Below are 17,527 nucleotides of genomic sequence, written 5' to 3' on the forward strand. Positions count from 1 at the left end.
GGTCAGTCGACCGTGACGACGACGGAGTGCCGGCCGCTGGCGCCGTCGGGGACGGTGCGGGCACGTTCCTCGGTCTGCACCGCGCCGGTGCGGTCGGTGGCGCGCACGGTGAGGGTGTGGCCGCCCTTGGTCGCCTGCCAGGGGAAGGACCACTGGCGCCAGGTGTCACGGGAGTCCTCGGCCGCGAGGTGCGCCTGGCGCCAGGGGCCGTCGTCGACACGGACCTCGACCCTGTCGATACCGCGGTGCTGGGCCCAGGCGACCCCGGCGACCATGACGGTGCCGGCCGTGGGGCGGGCGAAGGGCTTGGGGGTGTCGATGCGGGACTGGGTCTTGATCGGAGCCCTGCGGGCCCACTCGCGCTTGACCCAGTAAGGGTCGTAGGCGTCGAACGTGGTGAGCTCGATGTCCTCGATCCACTTGCAGGCGGAGACGTAGCCGTAGAGGCCGGGCACCACCATGCGGACCGGGAACCCGTGCGCGAACGGAAGCGGTTCGCCGTTCATGCCGACGGCGAGCAGCGCGTCGCGGCCGTCCATGACGTCCTCGACCGGGCTGCCGATCGTCATACCGTCCACCGACCGGGCCACCAGCTGATCGGCGCGCCCGCCCTCGGAGGGGGGCGTGACCCCGCACTCGGCCAGCAGGTCGGCCAGGCGTACGCCGATCCAGCGGGCGTTGCCCACGTACGGTCCGCCGACCTCGTTCGACACACAGGTCAGCGTGATGTCACGCTCGATCAGCTCCCGCCGCAGCAGGTCGTCGAAGGACAACGTGACCGGGCGGGCGACCCCTTCGCCATGGACGCGCAGCCGCCAGGCGGTCGCATCCACCTTGGGCACCACCAGCGCGGTGTCCACCCGGTAGAAGTCCTTGTTCGGGGTCGTGAAGGCACTGACCCCGGGGATCCGCGACTGCGCGCCCTTGGGCACGGCGGAGGCGGGCGAGGCCGGGGCGGGCAGTACGAGGGCCTTGCGGGAGGCGACCGCGTCACGGCCGCTCGACGCGTTCAGGACCCGGCCGAACGCTCCGGCGCCGGCGGACGCGACGGCGGCGGCGCTCGCCGCGAGGACGAACCCACGCCGGTCCCACCCCGGCCCCCGGAACGTGTCGTCCTCCGTGGCGTCGGGCCGGCTCGGCGCAGGCCCGCGGATCCCCAGGCGGCCGACAAGGAGGAACAGCAGACCGGCTCCGGCGACCGCACCAGCGGCAGAGGGGAGCGCGTCGGTGAACCCCGTGGAATCCGGGCGGCCGATCGCCGCCGCCGCGCCCACGGCACCGAAGAAAAGCATTCCGGCCGATCCGCCGCGCCGGTATTTCAGCGCGAGAATTCCCAAGGCGAGGGCGAACAGCGCGAGTACGGCAAGGATCCCGGACTCGAGAACGAGTTTGTCGTCGGTGCCGAAATTCCTGACGGCCCAGTCCTTGACGGCCGCGGGCGTGCGGTCGATCGCCGCGCCTCCGACCGCGATGACCGGTCCGGCCTGCGGACGCACCCACGCCGATACCGCTTCGGCGACGGCGAGCGCGGCGAATCCCGCGACCGCGCCACTGAGCGCGCCGAGCGCCGGCCGCAGCCAACTGCGGGTATTTCGAGGTTCCTTCTCGCCGTCCGTCACAGGGGGAATCCGTGCCGACTCGCGGAACGGATTGGTCGATCACCCGATCGGACGGAATGTGTTTCCGGACCAATCCGCATCCGCCTGCGCAACGGATCACCTGTTTGTGCCCCGGCATCCATCCATGAACACCGGGCGTCCGCCGTTCCGGGCCGTTCCGGTTCGGGCCGTTCCGGGCCGGCCGGGTCCGGGGAGCATCTTCAGGTGCGGCCCGTACGCCGCGACGCGGGTGCGCCGCGGCGTACGGGTGGCGCGGTGCGGGGTGGTGGTGCGGGGGATCAGGGGGTCATCGCGTCGCGGACGAGCGCGGTGTCGACGAACTGTTCGAAGCGGACGATGAGTCCGCCGCGTACGACGAAGTGGTGCGCCACGCGGACGTCGATCGCCTTGGCGGTGGTGTTGTTGGTGGCCGTGTAGCGGGCCAGGACGACGACGTTCTCGCCGTCGACGACATAGGTGTCGTCGTGGGCGGTCCAGCCCTTCCAGTCCCGGCCGAGCCGCTCCATCACGTTGGCGGTCACGCCGTCGGGGGTGCGGTAGGTGCCGGCGAGCGGGAAGCCCGCCATCTCGGTCCACTCCACGTCCGGGGCGAGGGTGGCCCGAAGGGCCTCCAGGTCGCCTGCCGCGGAGGCCAGGTACTGGCGGCGTACGACGTCGGCGGGGGCGGTGGAGGTCGCGAACTCGCTCATCTCAGCCCCACTTCATCTCGCCCTTGGCGACCTTCGCGCCGATCTGCGCGGCGATCAGCATGCCGTGGTCCGGGTAGCGCTCGACGAGTGCGTCGGTCAGCGCGGCGCCGTCGGCCGCCCTGCCGAGCTCCTCCTCGAAGGAGACGAGGTACTCGCGGGTGGCGGTGATGGCGGACGCGTCCGCGGCCGTGCCGGGCAGTCGATGGCCCGGCACGACCAGCCGCGGCTCCAGCTCGGCCATGGCGTCGAGCAGGTCGATCCACGCGGCCCGGTCACCGGGGGTGGGGGTGTCGGCGACCCAGACGTGCTCCCGCTGGAAGAGCAGGACGCCGCCGAGGACCGCTCGCTCCTCCGCCTGCCACAGGTAGTGACGGTCGGGCAGCGCGGCCGGGCCGCCCCTGAGCTCGAAGACGTGGCCTTCCAGGGTGAGGTCGCCGAGGAGGGGCTCGAGGTCCACCAGGCGGGTGGGCAGGTTGGGGCCGAGGGCCGCCCACGCCTTGAGTTTGCCCTCGTAGGAGTGCGCGATGTGCTCGATGACGAGCGGGGTCGCGACGAACCTCGCCGCCGGGAAGGCGTCGGCGAGGACCTCCGCGCCGAAGTAGAAGTCGGGGTCGGCGTGGCTGACGAAGACGGTGGTGAGCCGCTTGCCGGAGTCGAGGATCTCGGCGGCCAGGCGGTGGCCGTCGGCACGGGTGAAGGCGGCGTCGACCAGCAGTGCCTCGTTCTCGCCGGTGACGAGGGTGGCGGTCTTGTTCTTGCTGCCGGCCGGGAAGTCCAGGTCGAGGACCTTGAAGTCGAGCGTGCTCATGGTGGTTCCTTCAGGGGTGGTCGGGAACGGTCGGACGTCAGGAGGAGCGGGCTGAGGAGCGGGCGGAGGCCGACGCCGTGAGGCGCCGCTCCGTGTCGTCCGCGTCGGGCTCCGGACGCGGCCGAGTCACGTCGCGGAGCGTCGGGGAGCGTCGGGGAGCAGCCGTACGGCCCATCGCGGTACGCGTCGGGAACGTGGATAGGCGTCATCGGGGACCTCGGCGGCAGATGTGCGGTGCCCGCCCGGCACGAGCGGTTCACCGGACCAACAATACCTGACTGGTCAGATATTTCTCGAGCCGCTCGCCCCGTCGGCGCCGGACGGTGAGCCGTCACCGAGACCCCTGGACCGGACCAGGCGGTCAAGTTTCGATCTCCCCCGGCGGAGCCGGCGACAGAAGTGGGTTACCAGCGGTAAGTTCCCGCTGCCCCACCCCACTTCACAGGAGTTCCGCTTCATGCGCCGTCTCTTCGCATGCCTCACGGCCGCGGCCATCACCTGCGCCGGGTTCGTCGCGACCGCGTCACCCGCCGCCGCCGCGGACCCGGCCTCCGGATCCTTCAGCACCCTCACCTACAACGTCGCGGGCCTGCCGGAGATCCTCTCCAGCGCGTCCACTCCCCGCGAGTCCAGCACCACGGCCATCGGCCGGCGTATCGCGCCGTACGACATCGTGCACGTCGAGGAGGACTTCAACTACCACGCCCACCTCTACGCCGGCGACACCGCGCACGCCTACCGCACCCCCACCAGCGGCGGCGCCGGCATCGGCAGCGGGCTCAACACGCTCGCGAAACTCCCCTACGACGCCGACGACTTCGAGCGGGTGCGCTGGAACTCCTGCCAGATCGACTCCGGCGACTGCCTGACCCCCAAGGGCTTCACCTTCATGCGTGAGCGGCTGGCGGAAGGCGTGTACGTCGACTTCTACAACCTGCACACCAACGCGGGCACCAACGCCGGCGACCTGGCCTCGCGCGCCGACAACCTCGCCCAGCTGACGGCCTTCGTCAAGGCCCACTCGGCCGGCAACGCCGTCGTCGTCATGGGCGACACCAACACCCGCTACACCCGCGCCGGTGACACCATCGCCGAGTTCGCCGCCGCCAACGGCCTCACCGACGCCTGGGTGGAACTCGTCCGCGGCGGCACCCCGCCGGCCAAGGGCAGCGACGCCCTCGTCTGCGACCAGACCGGGCCCACCGTGCCGGACACCTGCGAGGTCGTCGACAAGGTCCTCTACCGGAGCAGCAGACTCGTGTCGCTCGACGCCACGTCCTACCGCAACGAACACGCCGCCTTCCTCACCGACGACGGCCTCATGCTGTCCGACCACGACCCCATCGCGGTCGGCTTCTCCTGGTCGCGCAACGAGGACTTCCGGCTCAGCGACCAGTACGGCGGACCGCACGGCGACTACTACACCGACATCGACGCCGTACCGGCGGGCGCCCGTGCCGTCGTCCTCTCGCTGCGCAGCGGCTCCCGCGTCGACGGCGTCGGCCTGACCCTCGACAACGGCAGGGTCCTCACCCACGGCGGTACCGGAGGCACCGCGTCGTCCCTGACCCTGGGCAGCGGGGAGTACGTCACCTCGGCCCAGCTGTGCCAGGGCCAGAAGGACGGCCGCACCCGGATCTTCTACGCCAGGTTCACCACGAACCTGGGCAGGAGCCTGTCCGGCGGGACCACCACCTCCGACTGCGTGACGCGCACCGCGCCGTCGGGATGGCAGCTCGCCGGGTTCCACGGACGCTCCGGCGACGAGATCGACAAGCTCGGCCTCCTCTACACCCGGCGCTGACCCGCTCCCCGCTCACGGGACCTGCGGCGGCGGCCTCGGGGCCGTCGCCGCCCGGTGCGTCGCCGCCCGGTGCTTCGACGCCGGCTCCGGCGCGTCCGCCGGAAGCGGGATCGGGTGCGGGCCGACCACTCCTGGAAAAGTTACCGACCGGTCGGTATCGTGCCCGCATGACCACCGTCGCTCCGGACCCGCGCGCGGGCCGCCACTGTCACAGCATCCTCAACTCGCTGCACGCGACGCACTACTTCTCGCCGGACGTGGGCCGGGAGCTGGGCGCGCTGGGCGTCACCCACCCGCGGGCCGTCAACTTCGCCGTGCGGGCGGCCGCGCTCGGGCCCGTCGGGGCCGGCGCGGTGACGGCGACGTTCTACAACTACAAGCACACGCTCGTCGCCCGGCACGTGCCCGCGGTGTGGGAGGCGGCCTCCCCCGAACAGGTGCTGGCCGCCCGCACACGGGCCGTCGACACCACGCTGCGGCGCCAGCTGGGCGAGGACGTGGTCGCGTCCGCGGAGATGGCGGAGGCGGCACGGCTCGCCCTGCGCGCCACCGAGGCCTGTTCGCGCAGCGCCCGGCCCCTGTACTCGGCCCACGCCGACCTGCCGGTCCCCGAGGAGCCGCACCTGGCGTACTGGCACGCGGCCACGCTGCTGCGCGAGCACCGGGGCGACGGGCACCTCGCCGTGCTGATGGCGGCCGGGCTCGACGGTCTGGAGGCCCTGGTGACCCACACGGCCACCGGCAAGGGCATGTCCCCGAAGTGGGTGCTCGACACCCGCGGCTGGAGCCCGGAGGACTGGGACGCGGCGGTCGGCCGGCTGCGGGAACGCGGTCTGCTGGAGGCGGACGGGGAACTGACCGAGCAGGGCCGCGCGCTGCGCCAGGAGATCGAGCGGGAGACGGACCGGCTGGACCATGCCCCGTACGCGCACCTGGGCGTGGACGGTGTGGCCCGGCTGACCGAGCTCGGCACGGTCTTCGTGCGCACCGCGCTCGCCGCCGGCGCGTTCCCGGCGGATCTGCTCGCCAAGCGCTGACCTTCGGAGCCTCGCGGGGCCGGGGCGGCCCGTCGGCGCGCCGCCCCGGCCCCGCCTCAGCGCGCGGCCGCCTCCGTCATCCCGGGCTGGTCGAACTGTGTCCGGTGCAGCTCCGCGTACCGTCCGCCGGTCGCCAGGAGCTCCTCGTGCGTGCCGCGTTCCACGACCCGGCCGGACTCGACGACGAGGATCAGGTCGGCGGCGCGCACGGTCGACAGCCGGTGGGCGATGACGATCGCCGTACGGTCCGCGAGGGCCTCGGCGAGGGCTTCCTGGACGGCCGCCTCGGACGTGTTGTCGAGGTGCGCGGTGGCCTCGTCGAGGATGACGACGCGCTGGCGGGCCAGCAGCAGCCGGGCGATGGTCATGCGCTGGCGCTCACCGCCGGAGAGGCGGTAGCCGCGTTCCCCGACGACCGTGTCGAGCCCGTCGGGGAGGGAACGGACGAGGTCGTCCAGACGGGAGCGGCGCAGGGCCTCCCAGAGGTCGTCCTCGGTGGCGTCGGGGCGGGCCAGCAGGAGGTTCGCGCGGACGCTGTCGTGGAAGAGGTGGCCGTCCTGGGTGACCATGCCGAGGGTGGCCCGCAGGGAGCCCGCGCTCAGGTCACGGACGTCGACCCCGCCGATCCGGACGGCGCCCGCGTCGACGTCGTACAGGCGCGGCAGGAGCTGGGCGACGGTCGACTTGCCGGCGCCCGAGGAGCCGACGAGGGCGACGGTCTGCCCGGGAGCCGCGCGGAAGGAGACGCCGTGCAGGACCTCGGCGCCGCCGCGGGAGTCGAGTGAGGCGACCTCCTCCAGGGAGGCCAGGGAGACCTTGTCGGCGGACGGGTAGCCGAATCGGACGTCCTCGAACTCGACCGCGACGGGGCCCGGCGGCACCTCGCGGGCGTCCGGCTTCTCCTCGATGAGCGGCTTCAGGTCGAGCACCTCGAAGACCCGCTCGAAGCTGACCAGCGCGCTCATCACCTCCACCCGGGCGCCGGCGAGGGAGGTCAGCGGGGCGTACAGGCGGGTCAGCAGCAGGGCGAGGGCGACGACGGCGCCCGGTTCGAGGGTGCCGTTCAGCGCGAGACGGCCGCCGAGGCCGTAGACGAGGGCGAGGGCCAGGGCGGAGACGAGGGTCAGGGCGGTGATGAACACCGACTGGGCGGTGGCCGTACGCACGCCGATGTCCCGGACGTGGGCCGCCCGGGCCGCGAACTCCGCCGACTCCTCCTCGGGCCTGCCGAACAGTTTGACCAGGGTGGCGCCGGGCGCGGAGAAGCGCTCGGTCATCCGGGTGCCCATCGCCGCGTTGAGCGTGGCCGCCTCGCGCTGCATGCCCGCCATCCGGCTGCCCATCCGCCGGGCCGGGAGCACGAACACCGGCAGCAGGGCCAGCGCGAGCAGCGTGATCTGCCAGGACAGGGTGAGCATGACGGCGAGGGTGAGCATCAGGGTGACCAGGTTGGAGACCACTCCGGAGAGGGTGTTGCTGAAGGCGCGCTGGGCGCCGATCACGTCGTTGTTGAGTCGGGAGACGAGCGCTCCCGTACGGGTACGTGTGAAGAACGCGACCGGCATCCGCTGCACATGATCGAACACGGCCGTACGCAGATCGAGGATGAGGCCCTCCCCCAGCGTCGCCGAGAGCCTCCTGCCCAGGATGCCGAGCGCCGCCTCCAGCACCGCGATGACCGCGATGAGCAGCGACAGCCGGACGACCGCGTCCGCGTCACCGTGCGACACGATCGCGTCGACGACCCGCCCGGCGAGGACGGGGGTGGCGACCGCGAGCAGCGCGGTCGCCACCCCCAGCAGGACGAACAGCGCGATCCGGCGGCGGTGCGGGCGGGCGAATGCGCCGATGCGGCGCAATGTCACCCGGTCGAAGGGGCGGCGTTCCTGCTGGGCGTTCATGACGCTGTAAAGCTGCGTCCAGGCGGTGCTCTCCATGCTCATGGGAGCGACCGTAGGACCTCAAGCAACCTTGAGGTCAACTTTCTCCCCGCATCCTCGACGACAAGGGATCGGTCAAAGGATCGGCCGAGGGATCAGACAGCGGTTCAGGCAGAGGATCAGACGAAGGACCCGATGACCGTACGTAATGTTCCGTCCCCGCTTCCGCAACCCGCAGTTGGCACCGTGCGGAGAACCTCTCCGAGTGTGACAGCGGTTCCCGTTCCCCTTCCTCCAGGCAGGCCGGCCCGGCGCGTGCCGGTGCGGCAGCTCCTGTGTCTGCTTCCGCTCCTGCTCGTCACCGTGGTCGCGGTGCGGCACCGGTCCGTTCTCGTCGAGGGCTTCGCGCAGTTGCGCGGCGCGGAGTGGCCCTGGCTGCTGGCCGCGCTCGGCGCGACCTGCCTGACCTGGGTGGCGGCGGCCGTCACCCGGCAGGGCGCGGTGGTGGAGCGGCTGCCCGGACGGCGGCTGCTGGCCGCGCAGTTCGCGGCGGGGGCGGCCAACCACCTGCTGCCGACAGGACTGGGCGCGAGCGCCGTCAACCTGCGGTTCATGACCGTGTGCGGGGTGCCCCTGGCCCGCTCCTCCGCGGCCCTCGCGCTGTATCTGCTGGCGGAGGGCGTGGCCCGGGTGGGCCTGCTGACCGTGCTGCTGCTCGTCTTCCCCGACGCGCTGCGGCTCGGCTCCCTGCTGCCCGGCGGGGCGCTCGGCCCGCTGCTGGGCGTCCTCGGGGCGGCCGTGCTGGTGGTGGCGGGCGCGCTCGCCCTCGTACGGCGGCTGCGGTCGGCGCTGTGCTCCTTCCTGCGCACCGCGCTCGGCGAGGCGCGCTCGGTGCACTCCCGTCCGTCCCGGGCACTGGCCCTGTGGGGCGGCTCGCTGGCGTTCCCGGTGCTCCAGGCGAGCGGCCTGGCCGCGATGGGGCAGGCGCTGGGGCTGCCGGTGCCGGTGGCGCACATGGCGGTCGCGTACCTGGCGGCGACGGTGGCGGTCGCGCTGGTCCCGACGCCGGGCGGGATCGGCTCGGTGGAGGCGGCGCTGGTCGTGGCGCTGGTGGCGGCGGGCGGCCCGGTGGCGTTGGCCACGGCCGTGGTGCTCGGCTACCGGATCATCACGGTGTGGCTGCCGTTGGTGCCGGGGGCGCTGACGCTCGGTGCGCTGGTACGGATGAAGGTCATCTGAGGCACCCGCCGGGCATCGGGCGTCTCAGGGCCGGACACCCACGTGGACGGGACCGTCCCGCGGGTCGACCCGGTGCGTCCAGCCGGCCGAGAGGCGCAGGGTGCGGTTCGGCAGGACGGCCGTCCACACCCGTTCCCGGTGCAGCACACGCCCGTTCTGGGTGACGCGCAGGACCGGGCGCGTCAGTCGCGTCGCGGTGCGCAGGACGTAGGGGAGACGGTCGGCCGGGGTGACGCGGTTCGGTGCGATCCAGCGCAGGGGCGGGTCCACGAGGAGGGGGACGGCACCGGCCCGGTCGGCGCCGGAGGGTTGGCCGGCGCCGGAGGGGTCATCGGTGTCCGCGAGGTGGTCGAGGACGGCGGCGGCGGCGTGGGCGCCCTCACGGACCGCGGTCGCCGCGCTCTCCACGGCGTGCAGCACGCTGCCGACGGCGAAGACACCGGGGCGCGAGGTGCGCAGGGCGCCGTCGACGGCCGGGCCGCGGGTGCCGGGGTCCAGGGCGAGCCCGCCGCGCCGGGCCAGTTCGTGGTCCGGGACGAAGTCGCCGGTGAACACGACGGTGTCGCAGGGCAGTACGGCCGTACGGCCGTCGCGGTGCCGCACCCGCACGCCCGACAGGCGTCCGTGGCCCAGCAGTTCGACGACGGTGGTGCCGGTGAGGAGCGCGGTGCCGTGGCGCAGCCGGGAGCCGGCGGCACGGACCGGGGCGGTCTGCGGGCCGGGCAGGCCGGTGAGCATCGCCACGACCGTGGCGCCGGCGGCCCGAACGGTGTCGGCGGCGTCGTACGAGACGTCCTGCGCGCCGACCACCACCGCGCGCGTACCGATCCGCTGCCCGTGGACGTGCACGGCCCGCTGGAGTTCGCCGGTGGTGTAGACACCGGCCGGGCGGGTGCCGGGCACCAGCCGGGCCGCCCGGGGGCGTTCGCGCGCGCCGGTGGCCAGGACGACCGCCCGTGCGGTGATCGTCCCGGGCCCCTCGGCGCCGAGGGTGTGCAGGGCCAGGGGGCCGGCCCAGTCGAGGGCCGTCACACCGGTGCGGACGGTCGCCCCGGCCCGCCGGGTCGCGGTGACCAGCAGCCGGGCGTACGCGGGGCCGGTGAGGGGATGCAGCAGGGTGCCGTAGCCGCCGTGCGCGCACGTCCGAGGCGCTCCCCCGGCCCGTGTCTCCCGGTCCACGATCTCGACCCGGCCCGCCCCGGCGGCGGCGAGCCGGGCGGCGGCCGCGAGGCCCGCGGGGCCCGCGCCGACGACCAGGACGTCGACCCGGCGTACTGCGCTCATTGCCGCGCCTCCTCCAGCAGGGCCCGCACGGCCGCCCCGCAGTGGAAGCCCTGGCAGCGGCCCGCGCGGGCCCGGGTGCGGCGGCGCAGTCCGTCGACGGTGCGCGGGGGGATCGGATGGGCCAGGGCGTCCCGGATCTCGCCCAAGGAGACACGTTCGCAGTGGCAGACGAGGACGCCGTACTCGGGGCCGGTCGCCTGCCGGTCCATCCGGACGGGTCGCAGTTCGCGCACCGGCCCCGGGTCGAGACCGGTCTCGGTCTCGAGCAGGCCGACGACATGGGCGGCGATGGCGAGGGACGCGGTCAGGCCGGTGGAGCGGATCCCGCCGACGGTGACACAGGCCCGGCCGGGGTGGGCGGTGATGCGGTAGTCCTCGTGCTCGGTGGCGGCGCGCAGTCCCGCGTAGACGGCGGTGACCTCCTCGTCGAGGAGCCCGGGCAGGATGCGGCCGCCCTGCGCGCGCAGTCCCGCGAGGCCGTCGGCCGTGGAGTGCGTGGCCCGCTTGTCGTCCAGGTCCTCGGCGGTGGGGCCGAGCAGGACGTTGCCGTACACGGTGGGGGCGACCAGCACACCCTTGCCGAGGGCCGTGGGCACGGGCAGCAGGATGTGGTGGACGAGATCGCGGGCGAACTTGTCGAAGACGATGAGCTGGCCGCGGCGCGGGACGACGGTGAAGTCGTGGTGGCCGAGCAGCCGGTCGAGCGCGTCGGCGTGCAGACCGGCCGCGTTGACGAGGAAACGGGCGCGCAGGGCGCCCCGGGCGGTGCCGATCACGTGTGTGCCGTCCTGTCGGCGGACCTGTTCGACGCGGGAGTCGAGGTGCAGGTCCACGCCGTGCCGGACGGCCTGGGTGGCGTACGCCAGCGGGGTCGTCCAGGGGCAGACGACGCTCTCGCCCGGCACGTGCAGCGCGCCGAGCGCGCCGGGCCCCAAGTGCGGTTCACGCGCGTACAGTTCGGCGGCCCCGATCAGACGCGCGTCCTGGTACTCGTTGCGTTCCGCCTTCTCCGCCAGCCGGGGCAGTGCGGCGAGCTGCTCCTCGTCCCAGGCCACGAGCAGGGCGCCGACCGGCTCGACGGGGATGCCGGACTCCGCGGCGTACGCGGCGAGCAGGGCGGCGCCCTCGCGGACCAGGCGGGCCTCCAGCGAGCCGGGGACCGCGTCGAAACCGGTGTGCAGGATCGCGGTGTTGGCCTTGGACGTGCCCTGGCCGATGTCGTCCTGCGCCTCGACGAGGGCGACCTTCAGCCGGGGCCGGCGGGCCAGTTCGCGGGCGACGGCGCAGCCGACGACTCCGGCGCCGACGATCACGACGTCGTACGGCGCCGTGGGCAGCGGCCCTTCGGCGGTCACCGTCACGCAGGCTCCCGCTGGAGCAACGCGCCCACGGCAGCGCGGAATTCGCCCAGCCGCCGCGCCGCCTCCGCCGCCGGGATGCGGGGCTCGTACACGGCCGAGGGCCTGCCGCCCGGCAGCGCGTCGGCGACGCTCAGACCGGGGGTGGCGCCGAGGCGGGCCAGGGCGCCCACGCCGAGGGCCGTCGCGTCGGGCAGCGGGGACACCTCGACGGGACACTGCGCCAGGTCGGCCTGGGTCTGCATGAGCAGGGCCGAGCGGGTCAGGCCGCCGTCGACCCGCAGGGTCGACACGGGCCCGCCGAGGTCGGCCGCCGCGGCCTCGGCCAGCTGAACGATCTGTGCGGCCAGCCCCTCGCACAGGGCGCGCACCAGGTGCCCCGGGGTGGTGTCCAGGCCGAGTCCGGTCAGGGAGCCGCGCAGGTCGCCGCGCCACCAGGGGGCGGCGAGTCCGGCGAGGGCGGGGACGAAGGTGACACCGCCGCTGTCGGGCACGGTGGCGCCGACGGTGTCGAGGTCGCCGGCGCCCTGGATGACCCCGAGGCCGGTGAGCCAGCGGACGGCGGAGGCGGCGGTGTACACCTGGCCGTCGAGACAGTAGGCGGTGCGTCCGCCGAGCCGCCAGGCGACGCAGCCGACCAGCCCGGAGGCGCTGCGGCGGGCCGTGTCGCCGGTGGGGGCGAGGAGGAACGCCCCGGTGCCGTACGTGCACTTGGCGATGCCGGGCGTGGTGACGCGTTGGGCGAGCAGGGCGGCCTGCTGGTCGACGACGAGGCCGGTGAGCGGGATCTCCGGGCCGAACGCGCGGGTCGTGCCCACCGGTTCGGCGTTGTCGACGATCTCCGGGAGCCGTTCGCCGGACAGCCCGTACAGGTCGAGGGCGCGCGGCGACCACCGCGAGCGGTCCAGGTCGAGCAGCTGGGTGCGGCCCGCGGTGGCGGCGTCGGTGACATAGGCGCCGGTGAGGCGGTGGACGAGCCAGGCGTCGCTGGTGGTGACGACGCCCTCGGTGGTGAGGTGCCGTCGTATCCAGGCCATCTTGGGGGCGGCGAAGTACGGGTCCAGGGGCAGCCCGGTGAGCTCGCGCAACTCGTCGGCGTACGGCTCCAGTCCGGCGCACACGGAGGCGGCCCTGCGGTCCTGCCAGACGAGGGCGTCGGTGAGCGGGCGGCCCGTGGCCGGGTCCCAGGCGAGGACGGTCTCGCCCTGGTTGGCGAGGCCGAGCGCCACGACGGGTTCGCGGGCCTCGGCCAGCGCCCGGCGGCCGGCGGCGACGACCGAGTCGTACAGCGCGTCGGGGGCCACCTCGGCCAGGGCGCCGGACGGGTAGCGGGGGTGCACGGCGGCGAACCCGGTGCCGATCACACCGCGTTCGGGACAGATCACCAGGGCCTTGGTGCCGGAGGTGCCCTGGTCGACGGCGAGCACCGGACCCGTCATCGTGCCCTCCCTCGGTGATCGGTTCGGGTGATCACGGGGCGACAGCCTGCCGTCGGCGCACGGGTCGCGTCAAGAGGCCCCCGACCAGCGGCGACCCGTTTCCGTTCACTGGCTGATGGCCAGTCAATTCCGTTGTTCAAAAGGTCAGTTGGATCGAGCGGGAAACGAGTGTGATGCGTTTCCCGCACCCCTATAGTGACGGCCGACCGACGCGATCTCCTCACCCGCCGCCCCATCCGCCGCCCCGAGGAGGGCTGTTGTTACTCCACCCTGCCGTCGTGCCGGTGCCCCGCCCGCGGGCGGCCGGCTGATGGCCAGAGACGGAGCACGGCCCGCCTACGACCCCGCCGGGCACGACGGCGATCTGCGTGCCGCCCTCCAGGAGCTGCGCACCGGCCGCTGGCTGTCGATGCGCCTCCTGCTGGAGCGCACCACGGCCTGGTGCCAGTGGACGCGGCGCACCCAGGTGCTGGCCGCGGCGGCGGCCGGGACGGACGTGGTGCGGGCCTGGCTCGCCGAGGAGCCGCACAGCGTGCCGGCGACGGTGATGCAGGCCCGGGTCGCCGTGGAGCGGGCGCTGCGGGCGCGACGCGAGCGCCATCTGCGGACGCACGAACTGTGGATCGAGGCCTGGGACCTGAGCCAGTCCGCGGCCAGGACCGCGCCGCCGGACCCGGTGCCGTGGGTGTGTCTGCTGGCGCTGGCCCAGTTGGACCGCGAGCTGCTGTGGGAGGAGCACCGGGCGGCGCCGCCCGAGCCGACCCTCCCGCCGGGCCCGTGGGGTCTGCTGGACGAGGCCGGCCGCCGTGACCCGCACAACCGCGAGGCGCACCACCGCATGCTCCAGTTCCTGTACACGCGGGCGGGTTCCGGGCGGCTGGCGGCGGCGTCGGGCTTCGCTCACCTGGTCGCGGGCACCGCCCCGCCGGGTTCCGCGCTGCACGTCCTGCCGCTCTACGTCCGGGCGGAGCGCTACCGGCGCGGTGCCGGCCGCGGCGCCGCCCTCGACCTGCACTGGGTGGCCGAGGACGCGACCCGGGAGGCGCTGCGGGCGCGGGAGGGGTGGTTCGACCGCGCCGGTCCCGCCGAACGCTCGCCGCTCGACCTCAACCACCTGGCGCACGCCCTGTGGGGAGCGCTCCGCTTCGCCGACGCGGCGGAGGTGTTCGACGCGATCGGTCCGTACTGCACGCCGCTGCCCTGGGCGTACCGCGCCCCGGCCCCGGGCGATCACGCGGAGGCCGTGCAGGTGTTCCTCCAGGCCCGCACGCGCAGCCGGCCCGGAGCACGGGGGCCCGGAGCACGGGGGCCCGGAGCACGGGGGCCCGAGCGGGGGCCCGGTTCCTGAGGCCGTCCGGACGCCCTCACCCGCCACCGTCCCCTCCCCCCTCCTCCCCTTCCTCCCATCCCCTCACGTCCCGTCCCCTCTCGCCCCCTCCCCTCTTTTCCTCCTCGCCGTGTCCCCCGCTTCCCCCCTGCTCCCCCAGCAGCCCTTCCGCCTTCGGAGGTTTGTCATGTCCAGCGTCCCCGACCCTGCGGCTCTGCCCGCCGTACCCGCGATACCCGCCGTGCCCCGTCCCGACGAGGAACAGCGGCTGCGCGAACTCGGTTACCGGCCGGTGCTGGCCCGTCGGATGGGGGGATTCGGCAACTTCGCGATCAGCTTCTCCGTGATCTCGGTCCTGTCCGGCTGCATGACCCTGTACGGCTTCGGCATGGGCGCGGGCGGCCCCGCGGTGATGCTCTGGGGCTGGGCGGGCGTCGGCCTGTTCGTGCTGTGCGTCGGGCTCGCGCTGGCCGAGGTCACCAGCGCCTATCCGACGTCCGGCGCCCTGTACTACATGGCCGACCGGCTCGGCGGCCGGCGCTGGGGCTGGTACACCGGGTGGCTGAACCTGCTCGGCCTGCTCGGGGCGATCGCCGGCATCGACTACGGCGCCGCGCTGTTCGCGGGCGCGTTCGCCAACCTCCGCTGGGGCTTCGAGCCGACGCCGGAGAAGACGATGCTCATCTTCGTCGCGATCCTGCTGCTGCACGCCGTGCTGAACCTGTTCGGCGTCCGCCTGGTCAGCGTCCTCAACTCCGTCTCCGTCTGGTGGCATCTGGCGGGGGTGGCGCTGATCGTCGGCGCCCTGTGGATCGTGCCCGACCACCATCGGTCGCCGTCGTTCGTGTTCACCGAGTTCGTCAACGACACCGGCTGGCACAACCCGGTGTACGTGGCCGCGATCGGGCTGCTGCTGGCCCAGTACACGTTCTCCGGCTACGACGCCTCGGCGCATCTCTCCGAGGAGACCTCCAACGCCTCGGTGTCGGCGGCCAAGGGCATCGTGCGCTCCATCTGGGTGTCGTGGATCGCCGGCTTCGCGCTGCTGGCGGGGCTGACCTTCGCCATCCAGGACTACGCCGCCACCCGCGCCACCGACACCGGCGTGCCGCCCGCCCAGATCCTCCTCGACGGGCTGGGCACGGACGGCGCGAGCGCGCTGCTCGTCGTGGTGATCACCGCCCAGTTGTTCTGCGGGAACGCCGAGGTCGCCGCCGCCAGCCGCATGGTCTTCGCGTTCAGCCGGGACCGGGCCCTGCCGGGCTCGGATCTGTGGCGCAAGGTCAGCAGCCGTACCCAGACCCCGGTCGCGGCCGTGTGGCTGTCGGTGGTGGTCGCGGGTCTGCTCGCCCTGCCGTCCCTGTACTCGGCGACGGCGTACGGCGCGGTCACCGCCATCAACGTCATCGGCATCACCCCCGCGTACGCCATCCCGGTGCTGCTGCGACTGCGCGCCGGGGACCGTTTCCGGCCGGGGCCGTGGCATCTCGGCCGCTGGAGCCGCCCGGTCGGGTGGGTCGCCGTGGCGTGGGTGGCCTGTGTGACGGTGCTGTTCTGCCTGCCCCAGTCGTCGCCGGTGACGGTGGACACGATGAACTACGCGTCCGTGGCCCTGGCCGTCGTACTGCTCCTCGCCACGGTGTGGTGGTTCGTGGCCCGCCGTTCGTACGGGACGCCCACCACCGCGGCCTACGGATCGGACCGCGAGCAGGCCGAACTGGCCGAGGGAATCGTCTGAGCTGCGGGATCCCGCCACCGCGACCGGATCCTCGGGTACGAACTCCCGTGCCGGATACGGCAGGATGAGCGGTCGCGCCCGCTCCGCGAACGGCGGGCGCGACCGCACATCCCGGAAGCGAACAGGTGACATCGTGACGAGACTTCACATCCGGCCGTCGGCGGCCCCGCGTGCCGCGGATCGACTTCCCGGAGGTGACCGGTGAACCGCGCCCTGACCCTGGACGACGGAGCCATCGCCGGAATCGCCCTGGCCACCGGCCTGTTGGCCGCCTTCCTGTCCCGCACGCTGCTGCGCTGGCTGGCGAAGCACGCCAAGCGCACGAGGTGGAGCGGCGACGACGTCGTCGTGGACGCGCTGCGCACCGTGGTGCCCTGGTCGATGATCGCCGCCGGCGCCGCGGCCGGAGCCGCGGCGCTGCCGCTGACGAAGGCCGTCCAGCACACCGTCAACCAGTGTCTGACGGTCCTGCTGATCTTCGTGGTGACCGTGTCGGCGGCGCGGGTCGTCGCCGGGCTCGTGCAGTCGGTGACCTCCTCGCGCTCCGGGGTCGCCGGCTCGGCCACGATCTTCGTGAACATCACCCGGATCCTGGTCCTGGCGATCGGCTTCCTGGTGGTGCTCCAGACGCTGGGCATCTCCATAGCCCCCCTGCTCACCGCCCTGGGCGTCGGCGGTCTGGCCGTCGCGCTGGCCCTCCAGGACACCCTCGCGAACCTGTTCGCGGGCATCCACATCCTGGCCTCCAAGACCGTCCAGCGCGGTGACTACATCAAGCTGAGCAGCGGCGAGGAGGGCTATGTCGAGGACATCAACTGGCGTCAGACGACCGTGCGCGCCCTCTCCAACAACCTCGTCGTCATCCCCAACGGGCAGCTCGCCAAGTCGAACATGACCAACTACATGCGTCCCGAGCAGCAGTTGACGATCCTGGTGCAGGTGGGCGTGGCCTACGACAGCGACCTGGAGCAGGTGGAGCGGGTGACCTCCGAGGTCATCGCGGAGGTCATGGCGGGCGTCGACGGCGCTCTCCCGGACCACGAACCCGCCATCCGTTTCCACACCTTCGGCGACTCGCGGATCGGCTTCACGGTGATCCTGGGCGTCGGCGAGTTCAGCGACCAGTACCGGATCAAGCACGAGTTCATCAAGCGGCTGCACCGCCGCTACCGCGAGGAGGGCATCCGGATCCCGGCGCCGGCCCGCACCGTGGCGTTGCAGTCGGGCACGGTCGTCATCCCGCAGCAGCGGACCGGCGACGACATCGTGCAGGGCGGTCAGCCCGCCCTGCACGACTGACGGCGG

13 protein-coding genes are annotated in these 17,527 nt (G+C 73.5%); 6 read left to right on the top strand and 7 right to left on the bottom strand.

Going from position 1 to position 17,527, the window contains the following annotated elements; all coding sequences use genetic code 11:
• Nucleotides 1–2: 2 nt before the first annotated feature.
• The 3 genes from ABT070_RS09580 to ABT070_RS09590 form a co-directional block, all read right to left on the bottom strand.
• On the bottom strand, nt 3–1,619 hold the full coding sequence (locus ABT070_RS09580; protein WP_351757074.1) for a sulfite oxidase: 1,617 nt from the start codon (nt 1,617–1,619) through the stop codon (nt 3–5).
• 278 nt (nt 1,620–1,897) lie between these two features.
• Nucleotides 1,898–2,308 (bottom strand): nuclear transport factor 2 family protein, encoded by a 411-nt coding sequence (locus ABT070_RS09585; protein WP_351757076.1) that lies wholly within the window; start codon nt 2,306–2,308, stop codon nt 1,898–1,900.
• Nucleotide 2,309: 1 nt separating this feature from the next.
• Nucleotides 2,310–3,116 carry an MBL fold metallo-hydrolase gene (locus ABT070_RS09590; protein ID WP_351757079.1) on the bottom strand — a complete coding sequence of 269 codons (807 nt, stop codon included), beginning with the start codon at nt 3,114–3,116 and terminating at the stop codon, nt 2,310–2,312.
• Between the two features lie 457 nt (nt 3,117–3,573).
• Here ABT070_RS09590 and ABT070_RS09595 point away from each other — a divergent pair, with 457 nt between their 5' ends.
• Both ABT070_RS09595 and ABT070_RS09600 read left to right on the top strand, forming a co-directional pair.
• On the top strand, nt 3,574–4,920 hold the full coding sequence (locus ABT070_RS09595; RefSeq protein ID WP_351757082.1) for a jacalin-like lectin: 1,347 nt from the start codon (nt 3,574–3,576) through the stop codon (nt 4,918–4,920).
• Nucleotides 4,921–5,087: 167 nt separating this feature from the next.
• Entirely contained in the window at nt 5,088–5,957 is an 870-nt protein-coding gene (locus ABT070_RS09600; protein WP_351757084.1) for an SCO6745 family protein, read from the top strand.
• A gap of 56 nt (nt 5,958–6,013) precedes the next feature.
• Here ABT070_RS09600 and ABT070_RS09605 read toward each other — a convergent pair whose 3' ends face one another.
• On the bottom strand, nt 6,014–7,894 hold the full coding sequence (locus ABT070_RS09605) for an ABC transporter ATP-binding protein (protein ID WP_351757369.1): 1,881 nt from the start codon (nt 7,892–7,894) through the stop codon (nt 6,014–6,016).
• Between the two features lie 258 nt (nt 7,895–8,152).
• On the opposite strand from ABT070_RS09605, the gene ABT070_RS09610 reads away from it, so the two are divergent.
• A complete protein-coding gene (locus tag ABT070_RS09610) occupies nt 8,153–9,076 on the top strand; it encodes a lysylphosphatidylglycerol synthase transmembrane domain-containing protein (protein WP_351757087.1) in 924 nt (307 codons plus the stop codon).
• 24 nt (nt 9,077–9,100) lie between these two features.
• Here the strand turns inward: ABT070_RS09610 and ABT070_RS09615 are convergent, their stop codons facing one another.
• The 3 genes from ABT070_RS09615 to ABT070_RS09625 are packed head-to-tail and all read right to left on the bottom strand — an operon-like array spanning nt 9,101 to nt 13,157.
• A complete protein-coding gene (locus ABT070_RS09615) occupies nt 9,101–10,360 on the bottom strand; it encodes an NAD(P)/FAD-dependent oxidoreductase (RefSeq protein WP_351757089.1) in 1,260 nt (419 codons plus the stop codon).
• Nucleotides 10,357–11,721, bottom strand: a complete 1,365-nt coding sequence (locus ABT070_RS09620) for an FAD-dependent oxidoreductase (RefSeq protein WP_351757092.1) — start codon at nt 11,719–11,721, stop codon at nt 10,357–10,359. Before ABT070_RS09620 ends, ABT070_RS09615 begins: the two co-directional genes overlap by 4 nt.
• Entirely contained in the window at nt 11,718–13,157 is a 1,440-nt protein-coding gene (locus ABT070_RS09625; protein WP_351757095.1) for an FGGY family carbohydrate kinase, read from the bottom strand. The genes ABT070_RS09620 and ABT070_RS09625 overlap by 4 nt, the downstream gene beginning before the upstream one ends.
• Nucleotides 13,158–13,467: 310 nt before the next feature.
• On the opposite strand from ABT070_RS09625, the gene ABT070_RS09630 reads away from it, so the two are divergent.
• The 3 genes from ABT070_RS09630 (at nt 13,468) to ABT070_RS09640 (ending at nt 17,521) form a co-directional block, all read left to right on the top strand.
• A complete protein-coding gene (locus tag ABT070_RS09630; RefSeq protein WP_351757098.1) occupies nt 13,468–14,505 on the top strand; it encodes a hypothetical protein in 1,038 nt (345 codons plus the stop codon).
• 166 nt (nt 14,506–14,671) lie between these two features.
• On the top strand, nt 14,672–16,222 hold the full coding sequence (locus tag ABT070_RS09635; protein ID WP_351757101.1) for an amino acid permease: 1,551 nt from the start codon (nt 14,672–14,674) through the stop codon (nt 16,220–16,222).
• 201 nt (nt 16,223–16,423) lie between these two features.
• Nucleotides 16,424–17,521 (top strand): mechanosensitive ion channel family protein, encoded by a 1,098-nt coding sequence (locus ABT070_RS09640; RefSeq protein ID WP_351757104.1) that lies wholly within the window; start codon nt 16,424–16,426, stop codon nt 17,519–17,521.
• Nucleotides 17,522–17,527: the final 6 nt, after the last annotated feature.

Origin of the sequence: Streptomyces sp. NPDC002884, from assembly GCF_040295245.1 — a bacterium.
Taxonomy (GTDB): Bacteria; Actinomycetota; Actinomycetes; order Streptomycetales; family Streptomycetaceae; genus Streptomyces.

What these genes read in the sequence shown, in the direction of transcription:
- ABT070_RS09590 (WP_351757079.1), bottom strand. Translation starts at nt 3,116, where the DNA reads ATGAGCACGCTCGACTTCAAGGTCCTCGACCTGGACTTCCCGGCCGGC.
- ABT070_RS09585 (WP_351757076.1), bottom strand. Translation starts at nt 2,308, where the DNA reads ATGAGCGAGTTCGCGACCTCCACCGCCCCCGCCGACGTCGTACGCCGC.
- ABT070_RS09630 (WP_351757098.1), top strand. Translation starts at nt 13,468, where the DNA reads ATGGCCAGAGACGGAGCACGGCCCGCCTACGACCCCGCCGGGCACGAC.
- ABT070_RS09600 (WP_351757084.1), top strand. Translation starts at nt 5,088, where the DNA reads ATGACCACCGTCGCTCCGGACCCGCGCGCGGGCCGCCACTGTCACAGC.
- ABT070_RS09615 (WP_351757089.1), bottom strand. Translation starts at nt 10,360, where the DNA reads ATGAGCGCAGTACGCCGGGTCGACGTCCTGGTCGTCGGCGCGGGCCCC.
- ABT070_RS09635 (WP_351757101.1), top strand. Translation starts at nt 14,672, where the DNA reads ATGTCCAGCGTCCCCGACCCTGCGGCTCTGCCCGCCGTACCCGCGATA.
- ABT070_RS09595 (WP_351757082.1), top strand. Translation starts at nt 3,574, where the DNA reads ATGCGCCGTCTCTTCGCATGCCTCACGGCCGCGGCCATCACCTGCGCC.
- ABT070_RS09605 (WP_351757369.1), bottom strand. Translation starts at nt 7,894, where the DNA reads ATGGAGAGCACCGCCTGGACGCAGCTTTACAGCGTCATGAACGCCCAG.
- ABT070_RS09625 (WP_351757095.1), bottom strand. Translation starts at nt 13,157, where the DNA reads ATGACGGGTCCGGTGCTCGCCGTCGACCAGGGCACCTCCGGCACCAAG.